The 13740-nt window shown below is 73.9% G+C and carries 13 protein-coding genes; 1 reads left to right on the top strand and 12 read right to left on the bottom strand.

Features of this window, described 5'->3' with window-relative positions:
* Window positions 1–51: 51 nt before the first annotated feature.
* The 4 genes from ACFYP4_RS14450 to ACFYP4_RS14435 form a co-directional block, all read right to left on the bottom strand.
* Complete coding sequence (locus tag ACFYP4_RS14450; protein ID WP_388785464.1) at window positions 52–1254, bottom strand: cytochrome P450; 1203 nt, start codon at window positions 1252–1254, stop codon at window positions 52–54.
* A gap of 109 nt (window positions 1255–1363) precedes the next feature.
* Window positions 1364–2071: a response regulator transcription factor gene (locus ACFYP4_RS14445; protein WP_358854802.1), complete on the bottom strand. Its 708-nt coding sequence runs from the start codon at window positions 2069–2071 to the stop codon at window positions 1364–1366.
* The gene (locus ACFYP4_RS14440; protein WP_388785462.1) at window positions 2068–3399 is read right to left on the bottom strand and encodes a sensor histidine kinase; all 1332 of its coding nucleotides are present in this window, start codon (window positions 3397–3399) and stop codon (window positions 2068–2070) included. Before ACFYP4_RS14440 ends, ACFYP4_RS14445 begins: the two co-directional genes overlap by 4 nt.
* A 202-nt stretch (window positions 3400–3601) precedes the next feature.
* On the bottom strand, window positions 3602–4513 hold the full coding sequence (locus tag ACFYP4_RS14435; protein WP_388785460.1) for an alpha/beta hydrolase family protein: 912 nt from the start codon (window positions 4511–4513) through the stop codon (window positions 3602–3604).
* Between the two features lie 223 nt (window positions 4514–4736).
* On the opposite strand from ACFYP4_RS14435, the gene ACFYP4_RS14430 reads away from it, so the two are divergent.
* Entirely contained in the window at window positions 4737–5399 is a 663-nt protein-coding gene (locus ACFYP4_RS14430; protein WP_388785458.1) for a TetR/AcrR family transcriptional regulator, read from the top strand.
* A 290-nt stretch (window positions 5400–5689) separates the two neighbouring features.
* Here ACFYP4_RS14430 and kynU read toward each other — a convergent pair whose 3' ends face one another.
* The 8 genes from kynU to ACFYP4_RS14390 all read right to left on the bottom strand — a co-directional run bounded on the left by kynU (window position 5690) and on the right by ACFYP4_RS14390 (window position 13697).
* Complete coding sequence (gene kynU, locus ACFYP4_RS14425; RefSeq protein WP_358854798.1) at window positions 5690–6874, bottom strand: kynureninase; 1185 nt, start codon at window positions 6872–6874, stop codon at window positions 5690–5692.
* Entirely contained in the window at window positions 6867–7718 is an 852-nt protein-coding gene (locus ACFYP4_RS14420) for a tryptophan 2,3-dioxygenase family protein (protein WP_388785455.1), read from the bottom strand. Before ACFYP4_RS14420 ends, kynU begins: the two co-directional genes overlap by 8 nt.
* Before the next feature lie 150 nt (window positions 7719–7868).
* A complete protein-coding gene (locus tag ACFYP4_RS14415) occupies window positions 7869–8282 on the bottom strand; it encodes a DUF3151 domain-containing protein (protein ID WP_358854796.1) in 414 nt (137 codons plus the stop codon).
* 89 nt (window positions 8283–8371) lie between these two features.
* Window positions 8372–9847 (bottom strand): MFS transporter, encoded by a 1476-nt coding sequence (locus tag ACFYP4_RS14410; RefSeq protein WP_388785453.1) that lies wholly within the window; start codon window positions 9845–9847, stop codon window positions 8372–8374.
* A 166-nt stretch (window positions 9848–10013) separates the two neighbouring features.
* Entirely contained in the window at window positions 10014–11036 is a 1023-nt protein-coding gene (gene fbaA, locus ACFYP4_RS14405; protein WP_358854794.1) for a class II fructose-bisphosphate aldolase, read from the bottom strand.
* Between the two features lie 155 nt (window positions 11037–11191).
* On the bottom strand, window positions 11192–11764 hold the full coding sequence (gene pyrE / locus ACFYP4_RS14400) for an orotate phosphoribosyltransferase (protein WP_358854793.1): 573 nt from the start codon (window positions 11762–11764) through the stop codon (window positions 11192–11194).
* 44 nt (window positions 11765–11808) lie between these two features.
* Window positions 11809–12600 (bottom strand): aldose 1-epimerase, encoded by a 792-nt coding sequence (locus ACFYP4_RS14395; protein WP_358854792.1) that lies wholly within the window; start codon window positions 12598–12600, stop codon window positions 11809–11811.
* A gap of 224 nt (window positions 12601–12824) precedes the next feature.
* On the bottom strand, window positions 12825–13697 hold the full coding sequence (locus tag ACFYP4_RS14390) for an SRPBCC family protein (RefSeq protein ID WP_388785450.1): 873 nt from the start codon (window positions 13695–13697) through the stop codon (window positions 12825–12827).
* Window positions 13698–13740 lie beyond the last annotated feature (43 nt).

Below are 13740 nucleotides of genomic sequence, written 5' to 3'. Positions count from 1 at the left end.
TTCGGCCTGCACGGTCCCCGCATAGCCCTCCGGCGGGGACGGCCGGTGTCGTCAGACCTCCACGCGCAGGCCGGCCAGGCCCCGGATCACGAAGTTCGGCCTGCGCTCCGGTTCGGACACCGGGCGCAGGCCGGGTGCGTGGACCAGCAGGGCGTCCAGGGAGGTGCCCAGCTCCAGCCGGGCCAGCGGCGCTCCGATGCAGTAGTGGATGCCCGCGCTGAAGGAGATGTGCGGGTTGTCCCGGCGCGTGAGGTCCAGCTTCCCGGGGTCGGCGAAGACGGCCGGGTCGTGGTTGGCCGAACCGAAGAGCATCGCGATCTCCGAGCCGCGCGGGATCGTCGTGCCGTCGATCTCGATGTCGTCCAGCACCCAGCGCTCGAAGAGCTGGAGCGGGGTGTCGTAGCGCATCAGCTCCTCCACCGCCGTGGGGACGAGCGAGCGGTCGGCGCGCAGGGCCGCCAGCTGGTCCGGGTGGCGGAACAGCGACCACCAGCCGTTCACCGTGGCGTTGACCGTCGCCTCGTGGCCCGCGTTCAGCAGCAGGACGCAGGTCGAGATCATCTCCTGCTCGGTCAGCCGGTCGCCCTCGTCGTGCGCCGCGATCAGCCCGGAGACCAGGTCGTCGCCCGGCTCCTTGCGGCGCTTTTCGATCAGCTCCCGCAGGTACTCGGTGAACTCGACCGACGCGCGGACCGCCTTCTCGGCCGTCTCCCGCGACGGCTTCAGCTCGTACATCCCGCAGATGTCCGCCGACCACGGCCGCAGCGGTGCCCGGTCCGACTCCGGGATGCCCAGCATCTCGGCAATGACCGCCACCGGCAGCGGCTCGGCGACGTCGGTCAGCAGATCACCGCCGCCCGCGTCCACCAGGTCGGCCACCAGCCCGGACGCCAGCCGGTGCACGTAGGGCCGCAGCTCCTCCACCGTGCGCGGCGTGAACGCCTTCGACACCAGACGCCGGATCCGGGTGTGGTCCGGCGGCTCCAGGTCGAGCATCCCGTGGTCGTTCAGCACGTGGAACGGCTCGTGCTCCGGCGGCGGCGCCGTACGCCCGAAGTCCTCGTGCCTGAACCGGTGCCGGTACGTACGCCCGAGGCGCCGGTCCCGCAGCAGCGCCGAGACGTCCGCGTGGTGCGGCACCAGCCACTGGCCGGTCGGCTCGTAGAAGTGCACGCGGCCCTGGGCACGCAGCTCGGCGTACGCGGGGTAGGGGTCGGCGAGGAACGCCGGGTCCCAGGGGTCGAAGGCGGTCATGTCCGGACGCTAGCCCGCCGCACCCCCGGCTGACCAGGGGTGCCGGACCGGGGCCCGGCTGACCGGGGGTGCCGGACCGGGGCCCGGCCGTCGCGGGCGCCCGCGGGTCTCACCCCGGGCGTACGAGCCGCGCCTCGTACGCGAACACCGCCGCCTGGGTGCGGTCGCGCAGGCCCAGCTTGACGAGGATGCGGCTGACGTGGGTCTTGATGGTGGACTCGGCGACGACGAGACGGTTCGCGATCTCGGCGTTCGACAGGCCCTGCGCGATCAGCACCAGGACCTCCGTCTCGCGCTCGGTCAGCTCCCCGTACGCCGCCTGCGCACCGGCCGGGAACCGGGGCACCTCCGCGAGCTTGGAGAACTCCGTGATCAGCCGCCTGGTCACCGACGGGGCGAGCAGCGCCTCGCCGGACGCCACCACCCGTACGCCGTCGGCCAGCTGGCGTGCCGAGGCGTCCTTGAGGAGGAAGCCGGAGGCGCCCGCCCGCAGCGCCTGGTACACGTACTCGTCCAGGTCGAAGGTGGTCAGCACCAGCACCTTCGCGGTGCCGTCGGCGGCGACGATCTCGCGGGTCGCCTCGATGCCGTTCAGCTCGGGCATGCGGATGTCCATCAGGACGACGTCCGGCGCCAGCTCACGGACCCGCCGGACGGCTTCCCGCCCGTTGACCGCCTCGCCGACCACCTCGATGTCCGGCATCGCGCCGAGCAGCACGGAGAAGCCCTCGCGGACCATCACCTGGTCGTCGGCGATCAGTACCCGGATGGTGCCGGGGGCACCGGGGCCGCCGGTGGCGTCGGCCGCGCTCGTCATGACGTCTCCTCGGTGAGTGCCACGGGAAGGAAGACCGACACCTCGTACCCGCCGTCGTCCGTGCCGCCCGCGGTCATCTCGCCGTTCAGCATCGTGACGCGCTCGCGCATCCCGGTGATGCCGTGTCCGGCGCCGTGCGGGGACTTCCGGAGCGTCGGGTGGGGCGCCGGGCCGTTGACTATGCGCAGGCCGAGCCCGCCCAGGACGTAGCCGATCTCGACGCGGGCGGTCGCCCCGGGCGCGTGCCGCAGCGTGTTGCTGAGTGCTTCCTGCACGATCCGGTACGCCGACAGTTCGACCCCCTGGGGCAGCTCGCGCACCGCGCCGGTGACCGCCTTGCCGACGGGCAGGCCGGCTTCCCGCACGTTGTCGAGCAGCGCGTCGAGGTCGAGGAGCGTGGGCTGCGGGGCGTCGGGGGCCTCGTAGTCCTCGGCCCGGACGACGCCGAGGACGCGGCGCAGCTCGGTCAGCGCCGCGACCGCGTTCTCCCGGATCGTGGCGAAGGCCTTCTCCAGCTCGGGCGGCGGGTTCTCCACGCGGTAGGGGGCTGCCTCGGCCTGGATGGCGACCACCGACATGTGGTGGGCTACCACGTCGTGCAGCTCGCGGGCGATGTTCGTCCGCTCCTCCAGCAGGGTGCGCCGGGACCGCTCGTGGGCGGTGACCGTCTGCTGGGCGGTCACCTCCTGCTCGGCCTGGCGGCGCACCTGGCGCACGGTGACGACCAGCAGCGCCAGCGCGGAGACGAACAGGAACGGCACGCTGTTGCTCGCGTAGTGGCCGCCGCCCAGGAGCGCCTCGGCCAGGAAGGCGTATGCCGCGGTCAGCGCCCACATCCACGCCCCGGTGCGCGGACGGGTCCGGGCGGCGACGACCGTCAGGACGACCAGGTGGGCGGCGAAGGACGCGGGCGCCCAGGGCCAGTCGGTCCACTCGTCGCTGAACGCGGCGACGAGCGCGGTGGCCGCCAGGGACAGCCAGAAGGCGGCGACCGGCCTGACCAGGGTCAGCAGGACCGGGCCGACCGAGAGGATCACGATCAGCAGATTGGGGATGCTCGCGCCGATGTCACCGGACGCCACGGCGATGAGCAGCACCAGCAGGGCCGCCGCCACGACCGTCGCGTGCGGGGTCCATGCCGCGTACCGCCGGACCCGCCCGGGGAGCCGGCGGTTTGTGCGCAGGGGCGCCAGGGGGCGGTAGGCGAAGGCGTCGTGGAACAGGTCCTGGCGCAGCCTCCGCAGGGCGTCCATGGCCAGCCGGAACTCGGGGCTGCGCGGTTCGGCGCCGGGCAACGGCGTCGTCTTCGTCTGGGTCGTCTCGGTCACATACGGAACGGTAGGCGGGACGCGGGGCCGCGGTCGTCCCCAGTGAGGGGGGTCCTCGGGGATCCGTCTCAGGTACTACGGGCGGTGCCGGTTCCCCGGCGTCGCGGGAACGGCCCGGTCACCCGCCCCGGGAACGGCCCGGTCACCCGCCCCGGGGACGCCGGGTCACCCGCGCCCGGGGCAGCCCGGCGAGCCCGCGTGGTCACCACGCCAGCTGGGCGATCTCCTCGGCCACCACGGCGCACGCGTCCGCCGCGGGGTCGATGAGCGGGAAGTGGCCGACGCCCTCCAGCAGGGTCAGGCCCACCACCTCGCCGGCCTTCGCCGCCGCGTCCGCGTACGACTCGGCGACGGCCTGCGGCACCACGATGTCGTCGCGGCCCTGGACGAGGGTGGTGGCGATGCCGGTCGGCAGGAGGAGTGCCGGGTCGGCGTACGGCCGGCGTTCCTCGAACCTGTCCGGGCCGCCGAGGAGTTGGATGGCCGCGCCGGAGCAGACGTCCAGCTTCCCGGCGAGACCGAGGTCGGCGACGGGGGCGAGCGCGACGACGCCGCGCAGCGGGGCCGGCCGCTCGGTGTACCAGGGTGCGTCGGCGGGGAGCAGGTGCCGGGCGGCGGCCCACAGGGCCAGGTGGCCGCCTGCGGAGTGACCGACGGCGACGGCCCGGCGCAGGTCGGCCAGGGGCAGCGCCTCCCGTGCGAGGCGCGGCAGGGCGTCGAGCGCCGCCGCGACGTCGTCGAAGGTGTCCGGCCAGCGGCCCGCGGCCGAGGCCGGGCCGCCCTGCGCGGGGGCGGCACCGCCCCGCCGGTACTCGACGTTGGCGACGGCGAAGCCCCGGCGGGCCAGGAAGCCGGCGAACGGGGTCACGTGCCGGCGGTCGTGCGGGGCACGCCAGGCACCGCCGTGCAGGACGACGACGAGGGGAGCGGGGGTGCTCGTCGCGGGGCCGCGCGGGGCGTAGAAGTCGATGACCTGGTCGGGATGGTCGCCGTAGGCCGCGGTGGAGTCGGGTTCGACGGCCGGGTGCGAGAGGGCGGACGCCTCTTCGGCGGCGTCGCGGACGACGGCGGCACGGCTGCCTTCGTCATCGCGGGGGACGGCGGCGTCCGGCATGCTCCAACCTCTCAGCGGCGAAACGGAATTGGACGTGAGGACGGTGGGCCGCCGGAAGACGGCCGACCGTTGGCGGGGACGGTACCAGGCCGGTGACGTGCGCGGACAGGCGGATGTCACGCTGGGTGAGGGTTAAACGGTCCTCTCGTTTCGTTACGCTGAGCGGGCGCGCGTCTCGACGCAGCCGGCCGAGTCCACGGCACCGCACCCTTCAGGAGGCCCCATGTCCGCCGAGCCCGGCACCGTACGCCCCGGGGGCCGCACCGCACGGGTCCGCACCGCCGTCCTGCGGGCAGCCGGGGACGTCCTCGCCGAACAGGGGTTCGCCCACCTCGACCTGGCGGACGTGGCCCGCCGCGCGGAGGTGGGCAAGACGACGGTGTACCGGCGCTGGGGCAACGTGACGGGGCTGGTCGCGGACCTGCTCGCCGACATGGCCGAGCAGTCGCTGCCCCGCGCGGACACCGGGTCCGTGCTGGAGGACCTGCGGGCCAACGCCGTACTGGTGCAGCGGACGCTGGCCGATCCCCGGCAGGGCGCGCTGTTCCGCGCGGTCATCGCGGCGGCCACCTGTGACGCGCGTACGGCGCAGGCGCTGGCGCGCTTCTACGAGGTGCGGGTGGCGGAGTGGGTGCCGTGCGTCGAACGGGCGGTGGCGCGGGGGGAGTTGCCGCCTGACACCGACGCGGCGCAGGTCGTACGGGCGGTGTCCGCGCCCCTGTACTACGCCCTGCTCACCACGGGGACGGCCCCCGGCCCGGCGGCCGCGGACCGCGCGGCGCGGGCGGCGGTGGCCGCGGCGACGGCCGGGGTGTACGCGGCACCCCCTGACCCGACGCCGGGGCGTACGCGCCCTGACCCGACGACCGGGGCGTACGCGCCCTGACCCGACGACCGGGGCGTACGCGGCCTGACCCGACGACCGGGGCGTACGCGGCCTGACCCGACGACCGAGGTGCACGCGGCCTGCCCCGGCCGGGGAGAGCCGCGTATACCCCCGACCGGCCGGGACGGGTACGCGGCCTGACCCGGCCGGGGGACACGGGCGCACCCGGCCTGACCCGGCCAGGGGATCCGAATGCACGCCGCCCGACCCGGCCGGGGGTGCGAGTGCACGCCCGACCGGGCGCAGGCGTGAGCCCCCGCCCGCGCCGCCACCGGCGCCCACGGCGCCCACTACTCCAGCACGTCCGCCAGGACCCGGGCCGCCCGCTCGACGTCCGTGAATCCGACGTACAGCGGCGTGAACCCGAAGCGGAGGACGTCCGGGTGCCGGAAGTCGCCGACGACCCCCCGCTCGATCAGCCGCTTCATGACCTCACCGGCGTCCGCGCAGCGCAGCGCCACCTGGCTGCCCCGCTCCGCGTGCGCGGCCGGGGTCAGCGACTCGACCCGCCCCTCGGGCACGTACGCCGCGACGCACTCCAGGAAGAAGTCCGTCAGCGCGAGGGACTTGGCGCGCACCGCGTCCACCCGGACGCCGTCCCACACCTCCAGAGCGGCCTCCAGGGCGAGCATGGAGAGGATGTCCGGGGTGCCGACCCGGCCGCGCAGGGCACCGGGGGCGGGTTCGAAGTCGGGCCGCATGCCGAAGGGCTGGGCGTGCGAGGTCCAGCCGGGAAGCGGCGAGTCGAAGCGGTCCTGCAACTCCGCGCGCACGTAGAGGTACGCGGGCGAACCCGGGCCGCCGTTCAAGTACTTGTACGTGCAGCCGACCGCGAGGTCGACCCCGTGCGCGTCGAGCCCGACCGGCAGGGCACCGGCGCTGTGGCACAGGTCCCAGACGGCGAGGGCGCCCGCCTCGTGCACGGCGGCCGTCAGCGCGGGCAGGTCGTGCAGCCGGCCCGTCCGGTAGTCGACGTGGTTGAGGAGCACCGCCGCCGTGCGGGGACCGAGTGCCCCGGGCACCTCGGCGGGAACCACCGGACGCAGGGTGCACCCGGTCATCCGGGCCGCCGACTCGGCGATGTACCCGTCCGAGGGGAACGTCGTGGCGTCGACCAGGATCTCGTCGCGTCCGTCCCCGGCGAGACGCACGGCGCCGACGACCGCCTTGAAGACGTTGACGCTGGTCGAGTCGCCGACGACGATCTGCCCGGGGGCCGCACCGACCAGCGGGGCGATGCGGTCGCCGATCCGCTCGGGCGCGGTCCACCAGCCGCTCTCCTCCCAGGACCGGATGCGCAGTTCGCCCCACTGCCTGCGGACGACGTCGTCCAGCCGGCCGGGGACCGTCGCGGGCAGCGCGCCCAGCGAGTTGCCGTCCAGGTAGACGGTGTCGTCGAGGACGAAACGGTCGCGCAGAGCGGCGAGTTCGTCGGCCGCGTCCAGTTCCTTCGCCCTGCCGCGCGGCTCAGACATGGGACCTCGCCGTCCACAGCTCCGGGAAGACGTTCTTCTGCGCCCGCTTCTCCAGCCAGGCCACCCCGGCGGAGCCGCCGGTGCCGGTCTTGGCGCCCATGGCGCGGCGGGTGGCGACGAGGTGGTCGTTGCGCCAGCGCCACACCAGCTCGGCGACGTCCGTCAACGCCTCGCCGAGGCGCGCGAGTTCGGCACTCTCGTCGCCGGCGTACAGCTCGGTCCACACGGCCTCGACCTCGGGCGAGGGCTCGTACTTCCGCGCGACGTCGCGCTCCAGCACGGCGGCCGGGACCGCGTGCCCGCGCCGGGCGAGCAGCCGCAGCACCTCGTCGTACAGGCTCGGCTCGTGCAGCGCCTTCTCCAGCTCGGCGTGGACGCGCGGCGCGCCGCGGTGCGGGACGAGCATGGACGCGGACTTGTCGCCGAGCAGGAACTCCATGCGGCGGTACATCGCGGACTGGAAGCCGGACCCCTCGCCGAGGGCGCTGCGGTAGGAGTTGAACTGGGCCGGGGTGAGCTGTCCGAGCGGCTTCCAGGAGGCGTTCAGCGCCTCCAGCTGACGTACGGAACGCTTCAGCGCGGCGACGGCGGTCGGCACGTCGTCCCGGCGCAGCGCACCGGCCGCGGTCTCCCACTCGTGGACGATCACCGTGAACCACAGCTCCATGACCTGGGTGGTCACCAGGAAGACCATCTCGCCGGGGTCGTCGGAGAGGGTGTGCTGGAGGTGGGTCAGGACATCCGCCTGTACGTAGTCCTCGTACGGCGTGGTGCCATGGAAGTCGAGATGCGGGGTCTCGGGCTCCTGAGCCTTGTCGGGCCTGGTCTGAGCCTGTTGGGACATCGCTGTCTCCTGTTGCGTACTCCGGGTAGCGGTCCGCCCCTGCCGTTACCGGCACGGGGGCCCCGGTCCCCACCGGCATCCTCCGCAATCGTCCCCCGAAACCGCAAGGCCCGCCTGGTCACACCAGACGGGCCCGTCGTCGCCCGACTCCTAGCCGAGGGTCTGGGCCGCCGCCGGCGAGGAGTCCTTCAGGAACTGGCTGCAGCGCTCGTACTCCGCCTGCTCGCCGATCGCCTGCGCGGCGCGGGCGAGGCCGTGCAGGGCGCGCAGGAAGCCGCGGTTCGGCTCGTGCTCCCACGGCACCGGGCCGTGGCCCTTCCAGCCGCTGCGGCGCAGGGAGTCGAGACCGCGGTGGTAGCCCGTACGGGCGTAGGCGTACGACTCCACGACGCTGCCACGCTCATAGGCCTCGTCGGCCAGCCGGGCCCAGGCCAGCGAGGACGTGGGGTACTTCGCGGCGACCTCGGCGGGAGAGGTGCCGTTCGCGAGGAGCTCGCGGGGCTCCGGGTCGTCGGGCAGTTCGGTCGGGGGCGGTCCCCCGAGAAGGTTCTCGTGAAGGCTCATGCCCCCAGTCTGCGCCATCCCCCACCCCACGGAACCCCCTCCCCGGACGCCGGCAGGTGCCGCCCGCACCGGAGCCGGGGCGCACGGTCCTACTCCCCCCGCGACGACTCCAGCGGCGGCGCCGTCACCCACCCGTGCGTACGGCACTCCGGGCGCCGGCACCTCGGCCCCGGCCTCCGCACCGTCGCGCACGCCACCCCCGCCCCCAGCACCAGCACCCCCGCGCACCACGGCATCGCCCGCCGGAACGCCGCGTCGAACTGCTCCGCCGACCGGTACGCCTCCGGACCCATCCCCGCCAGCAACGGCAGCGCCGCCACCGCGACCAGCCCCGCCGCCCGGGCCGCCGCGTTGTTGATACCGCTGGCCAGGCCGGCCCGCTCGGTCTCCACGGACGCCAGCACCGTGGCGGTGAGCGGCGCGACGAGGCTCACCATGCCCGCGCCCATCACGAGCACCGCCGGCAGGACGTCGGCCGCGTACGACGCGTCCGGCCCCACCCGCAGCATCAGCAGCATCCCGGCCGCACACAGCAACGGCCCCACCGTGAGCGGCACCCGCGGCCCGATCCGCTGGGCGAGATCCCCGGAACGGGCGGAGAACAGCAGCATCAGCACGGTCGTCGGCAGCAGCGCCGTACCCGCCCCGAGGGCCGAGTACCCGGCGACGACCTGGAGCTGGAGCGCGGTGAGGAAGAAGAACCCGCCGAAGGCCGCGTAGACGCACAGGGTCACGAGATTGACCGCCGTGAACTGCCGGGACGCGAAGACGTCGAGCGGCATCATCGGATCGGGCCGCCGTTTCTCGACGATCACGAAGGCGACACCCGCGGCGACTCCGGCGACCGCGCTGACGGCGACGACGAAGGACCCGTTCCGCGCCTCGATCAGCGCGTACGTCACCAGGGCGAGCGCCAGTGCGCCCAGCGTCGCTCCGAGCACGTCGAAGCGCCCGTGACGGCGCCCGTCGGACGACTCGGGAACGTGCCGCACCGCGACCGGCGCGCAGAGAAGGGCCAGCGGCACGTTCAGGAGGAAGACCCAGCGCCAGCCGGGGCCGTCCACGAGCCAGCCGCCGAGGAAGGGCCCGACGGCCGCGCCGACACCGCCGAAGCCGGACCAGAGCCCCACCGCCTTCGCCCGGTCGTCCGGGTGGAAGGACGCCTGGATGAGGGAGAGCGAGCCGGGCGTGAGCAGTGCCCCGCCGACCCCCTGGAGGGCGCGCGCCGCGACGAGGACGCCCGCGCCGGGCGCGAGACCGCAGAGCAGGGACGCCGCCGCGAACCACACCACACCGATCACGAAGATCTTCCGGCGTCCGAAGCGGTCGCCGAGGGCACCGCCGAGGAGGATCAGCCCCGCGAGGGTGACCAGGTACGCGTTGACGGTCCACTGGAGCGCGGCGAGATCGGCGTCGAGGTCCCGGCCGATGCGGGGCAGGGCGACGTTGACGACGGTCGAGTCCAGCAGGGCCATGCTGGAACCCAGGACGGTGGTGAGCAGGATCCACTTCCCCTGGGGGGAGGTGATCCGGACGGCCGGTGACTCCAGCGGCGGAACAGCCATGGCACCGATCATCCCCCGCGGGTGGCCCCACGGCCAGGTCTGCGGCCCCCGGCCGCCGGCCCCCGTCACGAGCACCGCCGCACCCGTCCACCGGCACACACGGAGGGCCCGGCACCCCCACGGGTACCGGGCCCTGCGTCACGAACCGGTGGTGACCGCCGGACGACTACTTGATCTTCGTACCGGTGGACCGCAGGTTCCCGCAGGCCTCGGTGACGCGCTTGGCCATGGACGCCTCGGCCAGCTTGCCCCAGGTGCGGGGATCGTACGTCTTCTTGTTGCCGACCTCGCCGTCGACCTTCAGGACACCGTCGTAGTTACGGAGCATGTGGTCCGCGACGGGCCGGGTGAACGCGTACTGCGTGTCCGTGTCGAGGTTCATCTTCACGACCCCGTTCTCCAGGGCGGTGGCGATCTCCTCGGCGGTGGAGCCGGAGCCGCCGTGGAAGACGAAGTCGAACGGGGACTGCTTGCCGTACTTGGCGGCGACGCCCTCGTTCAGCTCCTTCAGAAGCTCGGGGCGCAGGACCACGTTGCCCGGCTTGTAGACACCGTGCACGTTGCCGAAGGAGGCGGCCAGCAGGTAGCGGCCCTTCTCACCGAGGCCCAGTGCCTCGGCCGTACGGATGGCGTCGTCGACCGTCGTGTACAGCGAGTCGTTGATCTCGTGCGTGACGCCGTCCTCCTCGCCGCCGGTCGGGGTGATCTCGACCTCGAGGATGATCTTCGCGGCGCGGGCGCGCTCCAGCAGCTCCTGGCCGATGGCCAGGTTGTCCGCCAGGGTCTCCGCGGAGCCGTCCCACATGTGGGACTGGAACAGCGGGTTGCGGCCGGCCTTGACGCGCTCCTCGGAGACGGCCAGCAGCGGGCGCACGTACCCGTCGAGCTTGTCCTTGGGGCAGTGGTCCGTGTGCAGCGCGACCGTGACCGGGTACTTCTCGGCGACGATGTGGGCGAACTCGGCCAGGGCCACGGCACCGGTGACCATGTCCTTGCTGTACTGGCCGCCCAGGAACTCGGCACCGCCGGTGGAGATCTGGATGATGCCGTCGCTCTCGGCCTCCGCGAAGCCGCGCAGCGCAGCGTGCAGGGTCTGGGTCGAGGTCACGTTGATGGCCGGGTAGGCGAACTTGCCTGCCTTCGCCCGGTCGAGCATCTCGTTGTAGACCTCGGGGGTTGCGATGGGCATCTGTCCGCTCCTTGTATGTGCGGGTGGCGTGGTGCTTACGGCCCTGACCTAGGGGGGCGACGTCATCGTCGTCCCCATCTTTCCAGACGGGGCCCGATGGTCCACCCACCGTGTCCGGCCTGTGGACAACCGGGCCCCGCCCCTGTGGAAAATCCTCAGTCGAGGCCCAGCTCGTCCTTGGAGAAGGCGAAGAGGTAGGGCACTCCGGCGCCCTCCCGGATCTTCTCGGCGGCCCCCGTCGCCCGGTCGACGATGGTGGCGACGCCGACGACCTCGGCACCGGCCTCGCGGACGGCCTCGACGGCGGTGAGCGGGGAACCGCCGGTGGTGGAGGTGTCCTCGACGACCAGGACGCGGCGGCCCTTGATGTCCGGGCCCTCGACCCGGCGCTGCAGTCCGTGCGCCTTGGCGGCCTTGCGCACGACGAACGCGTCGAGCCGCCGCCCGCGCGCGGCGGCGGCGTGCAGCATGGACGCGGCCACCGGGTCGGCGCCCATGGTGAGCCCGCCCACCGCGTCGAAGTCGAGCTCCGCGGTCAGGTCGAGCAGCACCTGGCCGACCAGCGGCGCGGCCTCCCCGTCGAGGGTGATGCGGCGAAGGTCGACGTAGTAGTCCGCCTCCAGACCCGAGGAGAGGGTCACCTTGCCGTGCACCACGGCCTTGTCCTTGATCTGCTGCAACAGCGCGCCGCGTGTGCCTGCCGGCGTTGCTGCGTTGACGTCACTCATGCGAGCCAGCTTAGAGGCGCCGCGGGCCCGGTCCCGCCCCCGCCTCAGAGGCGTCGCCAGGTCCAGGTGGTGGCGGCTTCGAGGGGTTCGATGGGAGTGACCAGCCTCGGCAGGGAGTTGAGCCCGTCGGGCGGCCCGGTCTGCGGCTCCACGCAGACGGCGGCCTCCTGCTCGTCGTAGACCACGACCCACTCCTCGCGGCTGGTGACCTTCAGCTCCAGCTGCTCCGGCCAGGTGATGGTGACGTCGACGCCGTCGGGCATCCCGAAGCAGTCGTCCCAGGGGCCGGGCTTCGGCTCGGTCCGCCGTCCGGTGGGCAGGTGGTCGTCGCCGCGCTCCTCCTGCCAGGCGGGCGCGAAGTCCAGCCTGGCGTCCCCGCCCGCGCCCAGGTTCCGGTTGAACCAGGGGTGCCAGCCGATCTGCGCCGGGAAGGAGGACTCGTGCGCCTCCACGGCCATGCCGAGCGTGAGGCTGTCCTCGGTCAGGGTGACGATCTGCGTGACGCGCCCGGGGTGGGGCCAGGGGTCGACGAGGTCGTACGTGATGACGGCCTCACCGTCGCCGGCCCGCGCGGTGCGCCAGGCGCCGTCCCGGACGGTGCCGTGGATGGCGTGCGGCGGGGAGTTGAGGGGCAGCTGCCGGACGACGCCGCCGTCCCGGAAGCGCCCGTCCCGGGTCCGCCCGCACCAGGGCACCATCGGGAAGCACCCGAACTTCGCGCCCTGCCGCAGCAGTTCGACGCCGCCTACCCGTAGTCCGCCCACCCGTCCGCCGTTGCCCGGCTGTACGGTCACCTCCGCGTCACCCGCGGTCAGCGTGATGTCTTCGTTACTCACGCGGCCGACCCTACTGGCCGGACGGAGCCGCTTCAGCCCGTCCGGCGCTTCCGTCCCGACCCGTCCAACGCTCCGGGCCCACACGCCCCCGTCTCACCGGCCGTCCAACGCTCCGAGCCCCACACGCCCCCGTCACACCGGCCCGTCCAACGCTACGAGCCCCACACGCCCCCGCCGGCCCCCACTGCACAGCACTTCACCGCCGGCCCTCACTGCACCGCACTTCACCGCCGCCTGCGCAGCGCCCGTCCGACGACCACGGCCGAGGCCAGCGCGAGTGCCGCGGCGGGCGCCGCCCACCGCAGCGTGGCACCGGCGGAGGCCGACTCGGGCGCGGGCACCGGCGCGTAGCGCCCGCGCGGCGGCGCGTGATCGACCTCCTCGGCGCTCCGCCCGATCATCGTCCGGCGCGCGTGCGCCGCCTCGGCGGGCGGTTCGTCCACCAGGTCCAGTTCCTCGCCCACGAGCTCGTCGTCCGCGAGGTCCTCCTCGATCTCCTCCTCCTCGGCCTCCGCATCGGCGACGGAATCGAGGGAGGACGCCGGCACGTCGGCCCCGTACACCGGGGACGGGGCGGTCCCGGACCCGGAATCCGACCCGCACTCGGAGCCCGTCTCCGCCCCGGACTCGCCCGCGGGCGCACCCCCGGCCGCCGCCCCCGCTCCTGCCCCCGCTCCCGCGCCTGCCCCGAGGCTCTCCGCGAACCGGTCCAGCAGCCGCGTCACCGCCGAGGCCACCGCCTCCGCGGGAAGCTCCCCGACCCGCCCGTCGGCCGTGGCCCCGCCGCCGAAGGCGACCGTCGTCCCGCCGTCCGCGGGCGTGAGCCGCAGGGTGAGGGCGAGCTTGACGGCGCCGGTGCCGCGGGACTCCGTCGCGTCGCCCTCGACGGAGTACGACCCGTCGTCCCGGGCGGTGACCCGCAGTGCCCCGCGGTACGTGATGCTGTGGCTTCCGACCCGGATCTTCAGCCGCCCGGAGACCGGCGCCGTCCCCGCGTCCTGCTGGAGTCCCGGGACCGCCCGGGCGACCCGCGCGGGGTCGGCGAGCGCCTTCCTCAGCCGCTCGGCCGCAACCGGAACGAACACCTCATGGTCCATGTCGGCCGAGCCTACCCAGCATGGCCCGAAGCGCACCCGTGCA

The sequence above is a fragment of the Streptomyces sp. NPDC005551 genome, assembly GCF_042871785.1.
Taxonomy (GTDB): Bacteria; Actinomycetota; Actinomycetes; order Streptomycetales; family Streptomycetaceae; genus Streptomyces.
This window is presented reverse-complemented; position numbering and strand designations above follow the sequence as displayed.

Bases quoted from the DNA above. Each gene is read 5' to 3' on its own strand.
- pyrE (WP_358854793.1), bottom strand. From the start codon at position 11,764: ATGAGTGACGTCAACGCAGCAACGCCGGCAGGCACACGCGGCGCGCTG.
- ACFYP4_RS14450 (WP_388785464.1), bottom strand. From the start codon at position 1,254: ATGACCGCCTTCGACCCCTGGGACCCGGCGTTCCTCGCCGACCCCTAC.
- fbaA (WP_358854794.1), bottom strand. From the start codon at position 11,036: ATGCCCATCGCAACCCCCGAGGTCTACAACGAGATGCTCGACCGGGCG.
- ACFYP4_RS14410 (WP_388785453.1), bottom strand. From the start codon at position 9,847: ATGGCTGTTCCGCCGCTGGAGTCACCGGCCGTCCGGATCACCTCCCCC.
- ACFYP4_RS14420 (WP_388785455.1), bottom strand. From the start codon at position 7,718: ATGTCCCAACAGGCTCAGACCAGGCCCGACAAGGCTCAGGAGCCCGAG.
- ACFYP4_RS14445 (WP_358854802.1), bottom strand. From the start codon at position 2,071: ATGACGAGCGCGGCCGACGCCACCGGCGGCCCCGGTGCCCCCGGCACC.
- ACFYP4_RS14435 (WP_388785460.1), bottom strand. From the start codon at position 4,513: ATGCCGGACGCCGCCGTCCCCCGCGATGACGAAGGCAGCCGTGCCGCC.
- ACFYP4_RS14415 (WP_358854796.1), bottom strand. From the start codon at position 8,282: ATGAGCCTTCACGAGAACCTTCTCGGGGGACCGCCCCCGACCGAACTG.
- ACFYP4_RS14390 (WP_388785450.1), bottom strand. From the start codon at position 13,697: ATGGACCATGAGGTGTTCGTTCCGGTTGCGGCCGAGCGGCTGAGGAAG.
- ACFYP4_RS14430 (WP_388785458.1), top strand. From the start codon at position 4,737: ATGTCCGCCGAGCCCGGCACCGTACGCCCCGGGGGCCGCACCGCACGG.
- kynU (WP_358854798.1), bottom strand. From the start codon at position 6,874: ATGTCTGAGCCGCGCGGCAGGGCGAAGGAACTGGACGCGGCCGACGAA.